At 75.1% G+C, this 16745-nt stretch carries 15 protein-coding genes and 1 tRNA gene; 6 read left to right on the top strand and 10 right to left on the bottom strand.

Translation table 11 applies throughout. The features are described from left to right. The first annotated feature begins 17 nt into the window (after positions 1–17). Positions 18–614 carry a histidine phosphatase family protein gene (locus ACZ4M3_RS13265; RefSeq protein WP_467731966.1) on the top strand — a complete coding sequence of 199 codons (597 nt, stop codon included), beginning with the start codon at positions 18–20 and terminating at the stop codon, positions 612–614. Positions 615–1675: 1061 nt separating this feature from the next. On the opposite strand, the gene ACZ4M3_RS13260 is transcribed toward ACZ4M3_RS13265, so the two are convergent. After that, on the bottom strand, positions 1676–3010 hold the full coding sequence (locus tag ACZ4M3_RS13260; RefSeq protein ID WP_467731964.1) for a tetratricopeptide repeat protein: 1335 nt from the start codon (positions 3008–3010) through the stop codon (positions 1676–1678). Positions 3011–3254: 244 nt separating this feature from the next. Between ACZ4M3_RS13260 and ACZ4M3_RS13255 the strand changes: the two genes are divergently transcribed. Together ACZ4M3_RS13255 and ACZ4M3_RS13250 are read left to right on the top strand one after the other, a co-directional pair. Beyond that, the gene (locus tag ACZ4M3_RS13255) at positions 3255–3698 is read left to right on the top strand and encodes a hypothetical protein (RefSeq protein ID WP_467731962.1); all 444 of its coding nucleotides are present in this window, start codon (positions 3255–3257) and stop codon (positions 3696–3698) included. Positions 3699–3765: 67 nt separating this feature from the next. Further along, positions 3766–4632 (top strand): spermidine synthase, encoded by an 867-nt coding sequence (locus ACZ4M3_RS13250; RefSeq protein WP_467731960.1) that lies wholly within the window; start codon positions 3766–3768, stop codon positions 4630–4632. Here ACZ4M3_RS13250 and ACZ4M3_RS13245 read toward each other — a convergent pair. Then, complete coding sequence (locus ACZ4M3_RS13245) at positions 4629–6128, bottom strand: class I adenylate-forming enzyme family protein (RefSeq protein WP_467731958.1); 1500 nt, start codon at positions 6126–6128, stop codon at positions 4629–4631. The genes ACZ4M3_RS13250 and ACZ4M3_RS13245 overlap by 4 nt on opposite strands. 44 nt (positions 6129–6172) lie before the next feature. After that, positions 6173–6715, bottom strand: coding sequence for a hypothetical protein (locus tag ACZ4M3_RS13240; RefSeq protein ID WP_467731956.1), 543 nt, complete (start codon positions 6713–6715; stop codon positions 6173–6175). A gap of 78 nt (positions 6716–6793) precedes the next feature. On the opposite strand from ACZ4M3_RS13240, the gene ACZ4M3_RS13235 reads away from it, so the two are divergent. Together ACZ4M3_RS13235 and ACZ4M3_RS13230 are read left to right on the top strand one after the other, a co-directional pair. Next, complete coding sequence (locus tag ACZ4M3_RS13235; RefSeq protein WP_453355518.1) at positions 6794–7480, top strand: response regulator transcription factor; 687 nt, start codon at positions 6794–6796, stop codon at positions 7478–7480. A 10-nt stretch (positions 7481–7490) separates the two neighbouring features. After that, positions 7491–8867, top strand: coding sequence for a HAMP domain-containing sensor histidine kinase (locus tag ACZ4M3_RS13230; protein ID WP_467731954.1), 1377 nt, complete (start codon positions 7491–7493; stop codon positions 8865–8867). 25 nt (positions 8868–8892) lie between these two features. Here the strand turns inward: ACZ4M3_RS13230 and ACZ4M3_RS13225 are convergent, their stop codons facing one another. The 4 genes from ACZ4M3_RS13225 to ACZ4M3_RS13210 are packed head-to-tail and all read right to left on the bottom strand — an operon-like array spanning position 8893 to position 13361. Then, positions 8893–10221 carry a GH1 family beta-glucosidase gene (locus ACZ4M3_RS13225; protein WP_467731952.1) on the bottom strand — a complete coding sequence of 443 codons (1329 nt, stop codon included), beginning with the start codon at positions 10219–10221 and terminating at the stop codon, positions 8893–8895. Positions 10222–10226: 5 nt separating this feature from the next. Then, entirely contained in the window at positions 10227–11051 is an 825-nt protein-coding gene (locus tag ACZ4M3_RS13220) for a carbohydrate ABC transporter permease (RefSeq protein WP_467731950.1), read from the bottom strand. Next, complete coding sequence (locus ACZ4M3_RS13215; RefSeq protein ID WP_467732244.1) at positions 11048–12001, bottom strand: carbohydrate ABC transporter permease; 954 nt, start codon at positions 11999–12001, stop codon at positions 11048–11050. Before ACZ4M3_RS13215 ends, ACZ4M3_RS13220 begins: the two co-directional genes overlap by 4 nt. Positions 12002–12029: 28 nt before the next feature. Continuing rightward, on the bottom strand, positions 12030–13361 hold the full coding sequence (locus ACZ4M3_RS13210; protein WP_467731948.1) for an ABC transporter substrate-binding protein: 1332 nt from the start codon (positions 13359–13361) through the stop codon (positions 12030–12032). A 112-nt stretch (positions 13362–13473) separates the two neighbouring features. Here ACZ4M3_RS13210 and ACZ4M3_RS13205 point away from each other — a divergent pair, with 112 nt between their 5' ends. Next, the gene (locus ACZ4M3_RS13205; protein ID WP_467731946.1) at positions 13474–14499 is read left to right on the top strand and encodes a LacI family DNA-binding transcriptional regulator; all 1026 of its coding nucleotides are present in this window, start codon (positions 13474–13476) and stop codon (positions 14497–14499) included. Positions 14500–14567: 68 nt separating this feature from the next. On the opposite strand, the gene ACZ4M3_RS13200 is transcribed toward ACZ4M3_RS13205, so the two are convergent. The 3 genes from ACZ4M3_RS13200 to ACZ4M3_RS13190 all read right to left on the bottom strand — a co-directional run bounded on the left by ACZ4M3_RS13200 (position 14568) and on the right by ACZ4M3_RS13190 (position 16607). Next, positions 14568–14640: transfer RNA gene (locus ACZ4M3_RS13200), tRNA-His, on the bottom strand. A 109-nt stretch (positions 14641–14749) separates the two neighbouring features. Then, positions 14750–15352: an oligoribonuclease gene (gene orn, locus ACZ4M3_RS13195; RefSeq protein WP_467731944.1), complete on the bottom strand. Its 603-nt coding sequence runs from the start codon at positions 15350–15352 to the stop codon at positions 14750–14752. Positions 15353–15440: 88 nt separating this feature from the next. Continuing rightward, positions 15441–16607 carry a helix-turn-helix domain-containing protein gene (locus ACZ4M3_RS13190; protein ID WP_136214349.1) on the bottom strand — a complete coding sequence of 389 codons (1167 nt, stop codon included), beginning with the start codon at positions 16605–16607 and terminating at the stop codon, positions 15441–15443. Positions 16608–16745: the final 138 nt, after the last annotated feature.

The raw sequence follows: 16745 nt of genomic DNA, 5'->3' as shown, positions 1-16745 counted from the left end.
GACCGGGAGAAAAGCACATGGCCCCCCGCATCCTGCTGGCCCGCCACGGCCAGACGGCGTGGTCCCAGCTCGGCAAGCACACCGGCCGCACGGACGTGCCGCTGCTGGAGGAGGGCCGGCAGGGCGCGAAGCTGCTCGGCGAACGGCTGGCCCGGGACCCGTGGGCGGGCCTGCGCGGCGTGGAGGTGCGCACCAGCCCGCTGGTCCGGGCCAGCGAGAGCTGCGACCTGGCGGGCTTCGGAGCGCAGGCCGAGCCGTGGGACACCCTGATGGAGTGGGACTACGGCGACTACGAGGGCATGACCCCGGCCGAGATCCAGGCGGTCCGGCCGGGCTGGCTCATCTGGCGCGACGGGGTGCCGGGCGGTGAGTCCGTCGCCGATGTGGCGGCCCGCGCGGACGAGGTCGTCGCCTGGGCCCGCTCGGCCGAGCGGGACGTCCTGGTCTTCGCGCACGGCCACATCCTGCGCACCCTCGCCGCCCGCTGGCTCGGCTTCGACGCCTCCTTCGGCGGCCGCATCCGGCTGGACCCCACCTCCCTGTCGGTACTGGGCTGGGCCTACGGCGCCCCCGCACTGGAACGCTGGAACGACACGGGCCACCTGGACGGGTAGCACGGCCGCTCGCCAAGTGCCTTTCCCGGCGAGGCCCTTGGGGGTCGGCCGGAGAACTGGGCGGCCGCCGCCCGGTTCGCCGGGGTGTCGCGATGGCGGCGCCCGGCGCAGGCGTCGACCGTACCGTCGCCACCCCGGCGGCGGGGTGTCCGCGCGCGTCGGCGAAGCGTCCGCCCGGGCCCCGGGGCGCTCTTCGACGGGCCGCCCGAGCTGCGCGGCCGCCGCCCGGTTCGCCGGCGCGGTGGCGGCCGGCGTGGACGGCGGCGCCTGAGCGGGCACGTCCGACGGGCGTCGACCGTACCGGCGGCGGGGGTAGGCGTATGCCGGCAGCCGTCCGCCCGGGCGCCGGGGCGTTCTTCGACGGGCCGCCCGAGCTGCGCGGCCGCGGCCCGGTTCGCCGGCGCGGTGGCGGCCGGCGTGGACGTCGGCGCCTGAGCGGGCACGTCCGACGGGCGTCGACCGTACCGGCGGCGGGGTAGGTGTATGCCGGCAGCCGTCCGCCCGGGCCCCGGGCCGCTCTTCGACGGGCCGCCCGAGCTGCGCGGCCGCCGCCCGGTTCGCCGGCGCGGTGGCGGCCGGCGTGGACGTCGGCGCCCGAGCGGGCATGCCCGACGGGCGCCACCCCGGCGGCGGGGTGTCCGCGCGCGTCGGCGAAGCGTCCGCCCGGGCCCCGGGGCGCCCGGGCAGTGCGGCCGGCCGGTTCGCCGGCCCCGACGCGGTGGTGGCGGGCGTGGACGCCGCCCCAGTGCTGCGCCACCCCCGGCGGCGGGGGTAGGCGTATGCCGGCCCGCCGACCCGGGTCCGGGGCGCTCTTCGACGGGCCGCCCGAGCAGCGCGGACGCGGCCCGGTTCGCCGGGGAAGAGGCCGTCGGGCTGCGGCGGGCACGCCCGACGGGCGCCAGTACCGCGCCACCTGGCGGCGGGGGTAGGGGTATGACCGGCGAGGTCGGCCCGGTAGCCAGCGAACGCGATCTTCCCCGCGGCGCGGCGCGGTGCGGTTCGGCCGCCGGGACGCCCCGCCGCCCCGCCGCCCCGCCGCCCCGCCGGGCCGGGCGGGGGCGTCAGGGGGTCGACTGGCGGGACAGGAACGCCGCCACGCGTGGGGAGCGCTGGTGGGGGAGCAGGGCGCGGGCCGTCGTCGCCAGCATGGAGCGGATCCGCGTCGACTGGACCTCGGCGAGCAGGTCCAGCACCCGGCCCCCCGCCCAGGCGGCCTCCTCGGGCGCCCCCGCGTGGGCCAGGTCGCCGGCCAGTTCGGCGGTGTAGAAGGCGACGTTCCGCGCGAAGTGCGGGTCCTGGAGGTCCGCCGCGCGCCGGGCGTGCCGGGCCGCGCGCGCGTGCTCCCCGAGCGCTGCCCAGCACCGGGACTCCAGGGACTCCAGTTCGGCCTCCCCGAAGAAGCTCATCCACTCCGGGTCGGCGCTCGCCGCGCCCCGCGCGAACTCCGTGTGCGCCCGGGTCAGCGCCTCCTCGCAGGACTTCCGCTCGCCCAGCCCCGCCCAGCCGCCCGCCTCCCGCAGCGCGAGGAGCGAGAGCAGCCGCGGGGAGCCCAGCGAACGCGCGGCGCGGCGGCCCGCCTGGGCGGCCCGCACCGACTCGCGGGGCCGCCCGCAGTCCCGGGCCAGGAACGCCATGTTGCTGAAGGCGTGCGCCTCCAGCCCCGCGTTCCCCGCCACCCGGGCCGTCGCCAGCGCCTCCGCGTAGTGCGAGCGGGCGTCCTCGAAGCGGCCCGAGTCGTGGGCCAGCCAGCCCACCGAGACGGCCAGTTCCCCGGCGCCGGCGTGCAGCCGGTCCTCGGTCGACTGGCGGGTGGCCCCGGCGTCGAGCAACGCGTAGGCGGCGCGCAGCGGTTCGGCCGCCCGCCGGTAGAGGGCGTCGGCGCCGTGCCGGTCGTCCAGCAGCCGGATCTGACGTACGGCGTCCTCGACGGCGGCGGCCTCCGCCGCCCCGGCCCGGGACGGCGGCCGGCGCGAGTCGCCGAGCACGGTGAGGCCGAGCGTCGCGGCCGCCACGGTCGCGGAGCCGCCGGCCATGAACGCGCGACGCAGCACGTCACTCTCCTTGGAACGGTGGACGAGGTGGGAGGGGGCGGGGACGGGGACGGGCGGCGCGGGTGCGGCGCGCCGTCCCGCGCGGCCGCGTACCGACTCGCGCGGGCAGAACCCGAGATCGGCCGGCGTACGGCCGGGGAACATGTGCAGGAACACCCGCTCGTAGGCGTAGTTGGGGCAGCGGATCTCCCCCGACTCGACCCGGCCGATGTAACGGGCGTCGCAGGAAACCGTTTCGCCGATCTCTCGTGCCGCGCGGCGCACCATGGCCGCGAACTCTGCGGGGGAGTGGGCGCCGCGCAACCGCCGGAACGCGGTGTTGGGTGAGTGGGGGGACGCCGCCATGGACGTGGCCTCTCTGGACTTCGGGCTTTGTACACACTGGTGCCCGGCGGGCACGAACGTACCGCCGCCGGAGGACCGTTCATGCGATGTTTGCCTACAAAACGGATATCTCACCCGCGATCTGCCATGAACTGCCATCCTTTGCGGCAACGTTGCGCCGCACCCGTTGACGTTCCGCCGCGTTGAACCCATGCGGAGTGGCTCGTACGCGGATCGAGGAGGGGTTCCCTTGATGGAGGGCGGCATGGAGAGCACTGGAACGAACACCGCGCCCCGGCCGGGCGCAGCCCTGACCGCGGGAGGGCCGGCCGACGCGCCCGACCTGGTGACCGTGCCCACCCGCCAGGGCCTGGAGGCGGTCGACATCATCCGCCGGGCGACCGGCCGTACCGCCCCCGGGGTCGGCCCCGTCCTGCACGACGGCTCCGGCGACACCCTGGGCTTCCTCGTCCCGCCCGGCACCGCCGACGCCTGGGACCTGCCCGGCAGCGCCTGTACGCAGACCAACGGGCGCGGCATGCGCTTCGGGGACCTGGTCGGCGGCGCCGCGGACGCCCCGCCCGCGGCCGGGGACACCGCCTGGCTGCTGCCGCCGGAAGCCGTGGGCCCGGTCACCGATCCGGAGGTGCTGCGCGCCGCGCTCGGCGAGGCCGCCCGGCTGATCGAGGCGGCGGACAACTGCCGCTGAGCCCCCGACCGGCCAGGACACCCACGGGCCCGGCGGTCCGGGCGGCCCTGCCGGTCATAATGGGGCAATGGCCGGTAAGAGCAGGGGCAAGCGGCGCGGGGCCGACGAGGCGCTCGTCGGGCAGGTGGACGGTGGTCTGGCGGAGCTGGCGCCCGACCGCGAGCGCGCCCGGGCCTGGACCCTGCTGATCGACGGGGCCCCGCAGTCACACGTCGACCTGGCCGACCCGCTCCACCTCGACTTCGCCTACCAGCGGCGGATCGGCCACCTCATCGACCTCGCCGCTCCCGCCCGCCGTCCGCTGAACGTGGTGCACCTGGGCGGCGGAGCGCTGACCCTGGCCCGCTACACCGCCGCGAGCCGCCCCCGCTCCACCCAGCAGGTGGTGGAGATCGACGCCGCCCTGGTGGCCTTCGTACGCGAACACCTGCCGCTGGACCCCCAGACACGGGTCCGGATCCGGGCGGTGGACGCGCGGGCCGGGCTGGCCAAGGTGCCGGACGGCTGGGCGGACCTGGTCATCGCGGACGTGTTCAGCGGCTCCCGCACCCCCGCCCACCTGACCAGTACCGAGTTCCTGGACGACGTACGCCGGGCTCTGGCGCCGGCCGGGTGGTACGTGGCGAACCTGACGGACGGGCCGCCGCTCGCGCACCTGCGGGGCCAGATCGCCACCGCCGCCTCCCGGTTCGCCGAACTGGCCCTGGCGGCGGACCCGGTGGTGTGGCGGGGAAAACGTTTCGGCAACGCGGTCCTCGTCGCCGCCGACCGGGAGCTGCCCGTCGCGGAGTTCACCCGGCGGGTGGCGAGCGACCCGCATCCCGGACGGGTGGAGCACGGCCGGGCCCTGGCGGACTTCGCGGGCGGCGCCACCCCCGTCGCGGACGCCTCGGCGGTGCCCTCGCCCGAGCCCCCGCCGTCGGTGTTCCGTTAGCTCCCCGCCGCGGCCGCCGTCGCGCGCAGGCGGCGCTTGTCCGGCTTGCCGCGGTCCGTCAACGGCAGGGCCGGTACCCAGAACACCGCCGTCGGCCGGTGGCCGGGAGCCAGCTCGGCGGCCACCAGCGCGCACGCCGCGGCGGCGGCCGCGTCGCCGGGGGCGGGCCCCGGGGCCGGGACGAGGAAGGCGCACACCTGCTCGCCGGTGACCGGGTCCGGCCGGCCGACCACCGCCGCCTCGGCCACCGCGGGGTGCCGGGTCAGGGCCGCCTCGACCGGGCCGCAGTAGATGTTCTCCCCGTCCACCATCACCACGTCCTTGACCCGGTCGTCCAGGTACAGGTAGCCGTCCGCGCCGAGGTGCCCGAGGTCGCCCGTCCGCAGCCAGGCGTCGCGCAGCACCCCGGCCGTCAGCGCGGGCCGCTTCCAGTAGCCGGCCATCACGGTCCGGGAGCGCACCCACACCTCACCGGTGGTCCCGGGCGGGAGCGCCGCCGCCCCGTCCGCGCCCCGCACCTCCACCTCCACCCCGGGAGCGGGCCGCCCGACCGACCCCAGCAACTCGGGCCGGGTGGCCCGGGCGGCGTCGTGGTCGGCCTCCGAGAGCCGGCACACGACCCCGGCCTCGTTCATCCCGTACCCCTGCCGCCAGCGCACGCCGGGACCCCAGCGGGTCAGGGCCTGCCGCAGCCGGTCCGGGGCGACGGGGGAGTCGCCGTACGAGACGCGCTCCAGGCCGGGCACGCCGTCGGCGGTCACCGGGTCGTCCAGCAGCCGGTACACCATCGAGGTGGTCAGGTACGTGGAGACGGGCCCGAGCCGCCGGCACGCGGCGGCGAACCCGCGCGGGACGAACGGGCCGCCGAGGATCTCCGAACGCCCGCCGGCCCGCAGCTGCTCCAGGCAGCGGCCCCCCGAGCGCTGTGCCAGGGAGGTCACCGACAGGTACACCGTGTCCGCGCTCCGGGCGGCGTCCCGGGCCGCCAGCGCGGCGAACGTGGAGGCGACCCCCTTGGGCCGCCCGGTCGTACCGCCGGTGTAGGTCACCCGGGCCAGGTCCTCCTCGCGCGCCCGCACCGGCACGGGGCGCGCGGCGCCGGCGGCGGCCCGCTCCAGCAGCGCCGCGAGGGGGGTCCGCGCGGCGCCGGTGTCCGGGACCGGGGTGTCGTGCACCACCAGGACCGGCTCGCAGTCGCGCAGCAGGAAGTCCATTCCGTAGGTGGCGGGGCCCACGCTCACCTGGGTCAGCCGCGCCCCCAGCACGTGGGCGGCCAGCCGCACCAGCAGCGCCTCGTACGGGTTCCCGGCCGTCACACAGGCCAGCCCCGTCCCGCGCCGCACGCCGAGCTCCTCCAGGGCGCCCGCCAGCCGGTACGTCCACGCCAGCACGTCGGCGTACGACAGCAGCACCGGACCGGCGCCGAGCGCGGGCGCGGCGCCGAACCGTTCGCACGCCGCGACCAGCTCCGTGACGTACCGCGCCCCACCAGCCATGCCCACCGCTCCCGCCGTCCGCCGTGCCCGGGGCGACCGTACCCCTACCGCTCGTCGAGCTGCACGCGCGGCGCCTCGTTGTACCAGGTGCAGAACACCGATGCCTCGCGGCCGTCGCGGGTGAAGGTGACCCGGATCCAGTACTCCTGCTTCCACACCTGCATGCGCCAGCCGCCCGCCGGGGTCGCGGAGACCAGCTCGGCCGAGGAGTCGCCGAGGTCGAAGACCACCCGGCCGCCCGAGACCGTGTAGCCCTTCACCTCCCCCGACTCCCCGTCCGCCGTCCGGCGCGGCGGCTGCGGGGAAGCCGCCCTGGCGGCGGACGAGGGCGGCACGGAGGCGGCCGCGGACGGCGACGGCGACGGCGACGGGGAACCGGACGCGGGCGCCGGCGCATCCGTGGGCGTGGGCGCGGGCGCCCGCGAACCCTGCGTGGCGGAGGACAGCGGCAGCGCGGCCAGCGGAACGGCGCGCGGCGGATCGTAGGCCGTTCCGGACATGACGGTATGAACGCCCCACCACGACAGCGTCACCGCCGCCCCCGTGGCGAGCGTCCAGGCGAACGCGTGCAGAAGTCCCCGGTGCATCAGGGCACATACTGCACCACCCGCCCCAAGGGTGGACCGACACCCCGCCCGGTCGCCCGGATGGACTACGGTGCCGCCATGGCAAGTGTGCTCGTGGTCGAGGACGACCAGTTCGTACGTTCCGCCCTCATCCGGCACCTGACCGACGCCTCCCACACCGTGCGCAGCGTCGGCACGGCCCTGGAGGCGCTGCGCGAAGTCGCCCACCACCGCTTCGACGTGGTCATCCTGGACCTCGGGCTGCCCGACCTCGACGGGTCCGAGGCGCTCAAGATGCTGCGCGGCATCACCGACGTACCGGTCATCATCGCGACCGCCCGGGACGACGAGGCCGAGATCGTCCGCCTGCTCAACGACGGCGCCGACGACTACCTCACCAAGCCCTTCTCGGTCGAGCACCTGTCCGCCCGGATGGCCGCCGTGCTGCGCCGCTCCCGGGCCGCCGGGGCCGAACCGCCCTCGCGCGTCCTGCGGGTGGGCGGGCTCGCCATCGACCCGCTGCGCCGCCAGGCCGAGCTCGACGGGGCGGTACTGGACCTGACCCGCCGGGAGTTCGACCTGCTGGCCTTCCTCGCCGGGCGCCCCGGGGTCGTGGTGGCCCGGCGCGAGCTGCTCGCCGAGGTGTGGCAGCAGTCGTACGGGGACGACCAGACCATCGACGTCCACCTGTCCTGGCTGCGCCGCAAGCTCGGCGAGACCGCCGCCAGCCCCCGCTACCTGCACACCCTGCGCGGGGTCGGGGTGAAGCTGGAGCCACCTCGGTGAGGCGGCAGCCGTGAGGTGGGCGCTGGTCAAGGTGTGCCTCGCCGTCACCGCCATGGTGGTCATCGCCTTCGCCGTGCCGCTCGGTCTGGTGGTCAAGGAGATGGCCCGGGACCGGGCGTTCTCCAACGCCGAGCGGCAGGCCGCGAGCATGGCGCCGACCCTGTCCATCACCACCGACCCCGGCCAGCTGCGCAAGGCGGTCGAGTCCACGCTGATGGGCGCCGCCCGGCGGATGGCCGTCCACGTCCCGCCGGTCGGCGGCCGGCCGGCGGTGGACGTCGGCGCGGGCTGGGCGGGCCCGCACGCCGTGGAGGAGACCCGGCGGATGGGCCGCGCCACGACCGCCTCGGTGGCCGGCGGCGGCTCGGCGCTGCTCCAGCCGACCGCGCTGGGCTCCGGCGACATCGCGGTGATCGAGATATACGTACCGGAGCGCGAGGTCAGCAACGGCGTCACCACCGCCTGGCTGGTGCTCGCCGGGGTCGGGCTCGCCCTGATCGTGGGCTCGGTGGCGGTCGCGGACCGGCTCGGCGCCCGCCTGGTACGGCCGGCGGAACGGCTCGCGGACGCCGCGCACCGGCTGGGGCAGGGGCGGCTCGGGGTACGCGTACCGGAGCAGGGGCCGAAGGAACTGCGCTCGGCGGCCGTCGCGTTCAACGCGATGGCGGACCAGGTGGTGGAACTGCTGGCCAACGAGCGGGAGCTGGCGGCCGACCTCTCGCACCGGCTGCGGACGCCGCTGACGGTGCTGCGGCTCAACGCGGCCTCGCTCGGGGACGGCCCGGCCGCCGAGCAGACGCGGGAGGCCGTGGAGCAGCTGGAGCGGGAGGTCGACACCATCATCCGGACCGCCCGCGAGCAGCGCGCCCCGGCCGTCTCGGGCGGCCCCGGGGCGGGGGCCGGGTGCGACGCCTCGGAGGTGATCCGCGACCGGATGGCGTTCTGGTCGGCGCTCGCGGAGGACGAGGGGCGCGAGGTCCGCCTCGCCGGGGTGCAGCGACCCGTACGGATCCCGGTGGCGCGGCCCGAGCTGGCGGCCGCCCTGGACGCCCTGCTGGGCAACGTCTTCCGGCACACCCCCGAGGGCACCCCCTTCGCGGTGGACGTGCACGACGCGGGGGACGCCGTGATCGTGCTCGTCTCGGACGCCGGTTCCGGGATCGCCGACCCGGACGCGGCCCTGCGGCGCGGCAACGACGGCGGCCGGGACGGCTCCACGGGGCTCGGCCTGGACATCGTGCGCCGGGTCGCGGAGTCGACGGGCGGCGACGTCCGGCTGGGCCGCTCGGTGCTCGGCGGCACCGAGGTCCGGATGTGGATCGCCCTGGACGGCCGGACGCGGGGCGAGGGCCGCCGCAGCCGCCGCAAGGCCCGCGGCGCCAAGTAGGCGCCCCCGCCCCGGCGGTCCCCGCTCAGACCAGTCGGCCGCTACGGGCCAGGGCGGCGTACCAGCGGGCGCTGGAGCGCGGGGTGCGGGCCTGGGTCGCGTAGTCGACGTGGACGATGCCGAACCGCTTGGCGTAGCCGTAGGCCCACTCGAAGTTGTCCATCAGCGACCACAGGAAGTACCCCTCCACCGGAGCGCCGTCCGCGAGGGCGCGGTGGACCGCCGCGAGGTGCTCGCGCACGTACCGGATGCGCTGCGGGTCGTGCAGGTCGGGGCCGTAGGCGGCGCCGTTCTCGGTGACCAGCAGCGGCAGGCCCGGCGCCTCGCGGGAGAAGCGCACCAGCAGGTCGTGCAGGCCGCTGGGGTCGATCGACCAGCCCATGTCGGTCAGCTCGCCCGGCGGCTGGTGGAAGGCGACCGAATCCGCCCCCGGCCAGGGCGTGTGGCCGCCCGCGCCGTGCCCGTCCGCCCGCGGGCCGCCCGGGCCGGCCGCCGCCGACACCACCGCCGGGGTGTAGTAGTTGACGCCGAGGAAGCCCAGCGGCTGCCGGATCAGTGCCTCGTCGCCGGGCCGGACGAACGCCCAGTCCGTCACCGCGGCGGTGTCCTCCAGCAGGTCCTGGGGGTAGCCGCCGTGCAGCAGCGGCCCGGTGAAGATCCTGTTCGCCAGGGCGTCGATCCGGCGCGCCGCGTCCGCGTCGGCCGCCGATCCGGTCAGCGGCCGTACCGCGCTCGGGTTGAGTGCGATGCCGGTCCGCGCCGAGGAGGGCAGGACGGCCGCCGCCAGGCCGTGGGCGAGGTTCAGGTGGTGCGCCGCGCGCAGCGAGTCGGCGGGGGAGGTGCGGCCCGGGGCGTGCACCCCGGCGGCATAGCCCAGGAAGGCGCTGCACCAGGGCTCGTTGAGCGTCGTCCACATCCCGACCCGGTCGCCCAGCGCCCGCCCGACCTGCTCCGCGTACGCGGCGAAGGCGTAGGCGCTCTCGCGCTCCGGCCAGCCGCCCGCGTCCTCCAGCTCCTGCGGCAGGTCCCAGTGGTACAGGGTCGGGCAGGGCTGGATCCCGCACGAGAGCAGCTCGTCCACGAGCGCGTCGTAGAAGCCGATCCCGCCCGCGCGCACCCGCGGCCAGGACACCGAGAACCGGTAGGCACCCAGCCCCAGTTCCGCCATCAGCGCCACGTCCTCGCGCCACAGCCGCAGGTGGTCCGTCGCCACGTCCCCGGTGTCACCGCCGCGCACCTTGCCCGGCGTGCGGCAGAAGGTGTCCCAGATGCAGGGGCCGCGCGACCCGGCGCCGCCCTCGATCTGGAACGCCGCCGTGGCCGCCCCCCACAGGAACCCCTCGGGGAACTCCATCGCGCTCAACCCTTCACCGCCCCCTGCATGATGCCGCCGACGATGTGGCGGCCGAAGACCAGGAACACCAGCAGCAGCGGGAGCGTGCCCAGCAGCGCACCCGCCATGATCACGGACTGGTCGGGGATGTAACCGCGGCCCAGTCCGGTCAGGGCCACCTGAACCGTCGGACTGCCGTTCTGCGTCAGCGCGATGATCGGCCAGAAGAAGTCGTTCCAGGTCATCACGAAGGTCAGCATCCCCAGCACCGCCATCGCCGGACGGGCGGTGGGGAACACCACGTGCCACACGATCCGCAGCGAACTCGCCCCGTCCGTCCGCGCCGCCTCCACCAGCTCCACCGGCAGCGCCTGCGCCAGGTACTGCCGCATGAAGAACACCCCGAAGGCGGACACCAGCGCCGGCAGGACCACCGCTTGGAGCCGGTCCGTCCACGACAGCTCGGCGATCAGCATGTACAGCGGTACGACGCTCAGCTGCGGCGGGATCAGCATCGTCGCCACCACCAGCGCCAGCAGCCCGCGGCTGCCCCGGAACCGCAGCCGCGCGAACGCGAAGCCAGCCAGCGTGGACAGCAGCACGGTCCCCGCCGCGACCGTGCCCGCGACCACCAGCGTGTTCAGCAGGGCGGTACCCATGTGGGCGTCGGTCCAGGCGATCGACAGGTTGCGGCCCAGGTTCCCGCCGAACCAGAACGGCGGCGGGGTCTGCGCGAGCCGGGTGTTGGTGCGGGAGGCCGCGATCGCCGTCCACACCAGGGGGAAGAGGGAACCGGCGGTGAACAGCGCCAGGACGACGTACGTGGGCTTGCCGGCCCGCAGGACCTTCACCGGGAACCTCCCCGCACCAGCCGGGCCGCGCCCGCGATCAGCAGCAGCATCAGGAACATCGCCCACGCGATCGCCGAGGCCCGCCCCAGGTGCAGGTTCACCCAGCCCTGCTCGTACAGGTACAGGCCCAGGGTCTGGAACTGGTGGTCCGATCCGCCCGTGGCGCCCGAACCGCCGTTGAACAGCAGCGGCTCGCCGAACAGCTGGGTGGCCCCGATGGTCGACACCACACACGTGAAGAAGATCGTCGGGCGCAGCGAGGGCACCGTCACGTGCCGGAACTGCTGCCACCGCGAGGCCCCGTCCAGCGCGACGGACTCGTACAGGTCCGCCGGGATCGCCTGCATGGCCGCCAGGTAGATCAGCGCGTTGTAGCCGGTCCACCGCCACACCACGATCGTGGACACCGCCACCTGGGAGGCCAGGGTGCCGTTCTGCCAGTCGACCGGCCCGAACCCGACCGCCGACAGGGCCCAGTTGACCATGCCGTAATCACGGCCGAACAGCAGCACGAACACGAGCGTGGCGGCGGCCACGGAGGTCGCGTACGGGGTCAGCACCGCGACCCGGAAGAACGCCGAGCCCCGCAGCCGGTGGTTCAGCAGGTGGGCCAGGCCCAGCGCGATCAGCAGCTGCGGCACCGTCGACAGCAGCCCGATGGTGACCGTATTGCGCAGCGCGTTCCAGAAGAACGCGTCGTCCCACAGCCGGGTGAAGTTCCGCAGCCCCACCCAGGTCATCGAGGTCGGGTCGGTCAGCTCCACCTGGTGCAGCGCCGCCCACCCCGTGTACAGCAGCGGGAAGAGCCCGAAGGCGGTGAAGAACAGGAAGAAGGGCGCCACGAAGGCGTACGGACTGAAGCGCAGGTCCCACCGGTAGCGGCGCGAGCGCCACAGCTGGCCCCGGCCGCCCGCGTCCGCCCCCGCCGAGGGGGAGGACGCGGGCGACAGCAGGACGGTCTCGTCGGTCACCGCCGCCTCACTGGTCCAGGGCGTTGTCGATCGCCGCCACCGCGGCGTCCCAGCCCTCCTGCGCCGACCGGCCCTTCTGGTCGACCTGGAGCATCCCGACGTCCGCCAGGTTCTGCGCGATGACCAGGTCCTTCGGACCGACCACCGTCACCGGCACGCCCTCGGCCGCCCGGGCGAAGATCTCCCCGATCGGGGCGTCGCCGAAGTACGGGTGGTGCGCCCCGGCCACCGCCGGCAGCTGGTACGCGGCGCTCGCGCTCGGGAAGCTCCCGCGCTTCTCGAACAGCTTCGCCTGCTGCGCCGGAGCCGTCAGCCAGGCGGCCAGCTTCGCCGCCTCCTGGGCGTGCTTGCCCGCCTTGGGCACCACCAGGAACGAGCCGCCCCAGTTGCTCGGCTTCGGGGCCGCCGCGACGTCCCACTTGTCCTTGCCGTCCGGGCCCGCCTTGTCCTGGATGTAGCCGAGCATCCAGGCCGGACAGGAGACGGTCGCGAAACCGCCGTTGGAGAAGCCCTGGTCCCAGGCCGGGGTGAACTGCTGGAGCTTCGCGCTCAGCCCCTCGGAGGCGAACCGGGCCGCCAGGTCGAAGGCGCCGCGCACCGCGGGGTTCGTCTTGTAGACGACCTTGCCCTGGTCGTCGTAGTACCGCTGGGCGTTGCCGCCGGTGACGGCCGCCATCACGCCGGAGGCCGAGTCGACGAAGGCCTTGCCGTCGGCCGCCTTCGCCTTGTAGGCCTTGCCCGTCTCCAGGTACTTGTTCCAGTCGCCCGCCCAGAGCGCGCCGACCGCCGCCCGGTCGGTGGGCAGTCCGGCCGCCGCGAAGAGGTCCTTGCGGTAGCAGATGCCCTCGGGGCCGATGTCGGTGCCCAGCCCGACGGTGGCGCCGCCCTTGGCGGTGCCCTGCGCCCACTTCCACGGCAGGTACGCCGCCTTGTCCACACCGGGCGCCTTGCCCAGGTCGACCAGCTTGTCCGCCTGCGTCGCGGTGATCTCCGCGATGTTGTTGACCTCGACGGCCTGGACGTCGGCGAGGCCGCTGCCCGTGCCCAGGTGCGTCAGCAGCTGCGGGTAGTAGTTCTCGTTGCGCTCGATGGAGGTCTGCTCGATCCGCACGCCCGGGTTCTGCGCCATGTACTCGTCGTACAGGCCGGCCTCCTTGAGCCCGAACGCGCCGAACACCCCGACGGTGAGGGTCGTCGTCGCCTTGCCGCCGGCCCGGGCGTCCTGCCCGGGGGGATCGGCGGGGTCCTGGGAGCAGCCCGCGAGGAGCAGGGCCGCCGCGGCGGCGACGGCCAGGGCTCTGAGGGGCGTGGGGCAGTGGGGCCGGGATCGGGCTCGCATCAGGATCCTCCTGAAGGACAGGACGTGCCGGGTGTCGTGTGCCACAGTGTGGGAGCGCTCCCACGGTCGTCAAGAGGCGGTCGAGAGGTAGATTCGCAGCCGGGAGGAAGCCATGAGCGGGCAAGGGCGCAGCGGGGGACGGCCGACCCTGGAGGAGGTCGCGGTCCGCGCCGGGGTGGGGCGCGGCACCGTCTCCCGGGTGATCAACGGCTCCGCCAAGGTCAGCGAGCACACCAGGGCCGTCGTGCAGGCCGCCGTCGCCGAGCTGGGATACGTACCCAACCGCGCGGCCCGGGCCCTGGCCGCCAACCGGACCGACGCCGTCGCCCTCGTCATCCCCGAACCCGAGGCCCGTTTCTTCGCCGAGCCCTACTTCTCCGACGTGGTCCGCGGCGTCGGCGCCACCCTCGCCGAGACCGACGTCCAGCTGGTGCTCACCCTCGCGGGCGGCGAGCGGGAGCGCCGCCGGCTGGCCCAGTACCTGTCCGGGCACCGCGTCGACGGGGTGCTGCTGGTCTCCGTGCACGCCGGGGACCCGCTGCCGGAACTGCTGGCCGAGCTGGGCATCCCGGCGGTGATCAGCGGCCGCCGCTCGGCCGCCGAGGCGCTGCCCTGCGTGGACTCCGACAACCTGGCGGGCGCCGCCGCGGCCGTGCGCCACCTCCTCGGCCGGGGCCGCCGGGCGATCGCCACCATCACCGGGCCGCTGGACGTGTACGGGGCGCAGTGCCGCCTCGACGGCTACCGGCAGGCCCTCGCCGCCGCCGGGCACGCCGCGGACGAGTTGCTGATCGCCACCGGCGACTTCACCGAGGAGGGCGGCCGGCGGGCCATGCGGGAGCTGCTGGAGCGCCGCCCCGCCCTGGACGCCGTCTTCGCCGCCTCGGACGTCATGGCGGCGGGGGCCCGGCTGGAGCTGCGGGCCGCGGGCCGCCGGGTACCCGAGGACGTGGCGCTGGTGGGCTTCGACGACTCGGTGGTCGCCAGGCACATGGACCCGCCGCTGACCAGCGTGCGCCAGCCGATCGAGGAGATGGGCCGGACCATGGCGCGGGTGCTGCTGGAGCGGATCGCGGGCGGCCCGGCGGACGCCGCGGTGGTGCTGCCGACCGAGCTGGTGGTCCGGGAGTCGTCCTGACGCGCCGGCCGACCCGCCGGACATGCGGAAGGCCCCGGCCGCTTCCGCGTACCGGGGCCTTCCCACAGGGTGAGTGACGGGACTTGAACCCGCGGCCACCTGGACCACAACCAGGTGCTCTACCAACTGAGCTACACCCACCATGCCCGGTCGCGTGAGCGACCGGCCGAAGAAAAGGGTACAGGGTCCGGGAGGGTGCTCGCTCCCCCCTTTTCCCCGCGCCCCCCTCCGGCGGAGCTGTCCAGTGCTCCTATTCGCCGGCGACGACGTACTTCGCGGCGATGGTGCGGGCCGTGTCGGAGTCGGGCCCGGGCTGCGGGACGAACACCGCCTCGCGGTAGTAGCGCAGCTCGGCGATGGACTCCTTGATGTCCGCGAGCGCCCGGTGGTTGCCGTTCTTCGGCGGGCTGTTGAAGTAGGCCCGCGGGTACCAGCGGCGCGCCAGCTCCTTGACCGAGGACACGTCCACGATCCGGTAGTGCAGGTAGGACTCCAGCGCGGCCATGTCCCGCAGCAGGAAACCGCGGTCGGTGCCGACCGAGTTCCCGCACAGCGGCGCCTTGCCGGGCTCCTTGACGTGCTTCCGCACGTACGCCAGGACCTGCGCCTCGGCGTCCGCGAGGGTGGTGCCGCCGGCCAGCTCGTCGAGCAGGCCGGATGCGGTGTGCATCTGGCGCACCACGTCGGGCATGGTCTCCAGGGCCGCGTCCGGCGGGCGGATCACGATGTCCACGCCTTCGCCGAGCACGTTGAGCTCCGAGTCGGTGACCAGTGCGGCCACCTCGATAAGTGCGTCGTCCGTCAACGAGAGCCCGGTCATCTCGCAGTCGATCCACACCATGCGATCGTTCATGGGCCCCAGCTTATGCCGCGCGACGCGAAGGTCCCCCACATCGGGGACACCGATGTGGGGGACCTTCGTCGCGCGTTCGCGGTACGGACTACGCGTGCTCGCGCAGGACCCGGCCCGGCGAGTACAGCTCGGTGACCGTCGGACCGGCCGCGGCCAGGGCCGCCGCCGCCCGCTGCGGGGTGCGCTGGTGCGGCACCGGACCGCCCGACAGCTCGGCCACGTGCGGTACGTCGGCCTGCGGCCGGCGCGCCCGGTAGGCGGAGCGGTAGGCGGCCGGGGAGGACCCCAGCTGGCGCCGGAAGTGCCCGCGCAGCGCGACGGGCGAACGGAACCCGCAGCGTCCGGCGACCTCGTCGACCGAGTAGTCGGAGGTCTCCAGCAGCCGCTGTGCCTGGAGCACCCGCTGGGTGATCAGCCACTGGAGCGGCGCGCTGCCGGTGAGCGAGCGGAACCGGCGGTCGAAGGTCCGCCTGCTCATGTAGGCGCGGGCGGCCAGCGTCTCCACGTCGAACTGCTCGTGGAGGTGTTCCAGCGCCCAGGCGACGACCTCGGCGAGCGGATCGGCGCCGATCTCCTCCGGCAGCGACCGGTCGAGGTAGCGCTCCTGGCCGCCGGTGCGGCGCGGCGGGACGACGAGCCGGCGGGCCAGTGCCCCGGCCGCCTCGCTGCCGTGGTCCGTGCGCACGATGTGCAGGCACAGGTCGATTCCGGCCGCGGTGCCCGCGGAGGTCAGTACGTCGCCGTCGTCCACGAACAGCTCGCGCGGATCGACGTGGACGGACGGGTACCGCTTGGCCAGCGTCGGCGCGTACATCCAGTGCGTCGTCGCGGGCCGGCCGTCCAGCAGACCGGCGGCGGCGAGCACGAAGGCCCCCGTGCACAGTCCGACGATCCGGGCCCCTTCCTCGTGCGCCAGACGCAGTGCGTCGAGCGCCTCGGGCGGCGGCGGTGAAGTGATGGACCGCCAGGCCGGAACGACGACCGTGCCCGCCCGGGCGATCGCCTCCAGCCCGTACGGCGCGGTCAGTTCGAGTCCGCCGGTGGTCCGCAGCGGACCGTCCTCACCGGCGCACACGAGCAGTCGGTAGCGTGGAACTCCCGCGTCCTGCCGGTCGATGCCGAACACGGAAAGTGGAATGGAACTCTCGAAGATCGGCCCGCCGCTGAACAGCAGCACCGCGACGATCTCCCTGCGGCGACGCCCCGCGAGTTTCCGGCCCGCGTCCGCGACGACTGCGGTGGAATCCTGGCTCATGGCGCTAAGCCCCCCTTGGGTGTCGCGACTCCTTGGTCTGGTCGCACCTGCACGTTTCCCCTCGGCCTTGCACGTGGATCCCCCGCCGTAAATACATGATCGAATCTACTGCGTCCCGTGGTGTCGGCGTGACAAGTT

It is taken from the genome of Streptomyces sp. NPDC026522 (assembly GCF_055567555.1).
Note: the sequence above shows the minus strand (reverse complement) of the source record. Positions and strands in the feature narration are given on the sequence as shown.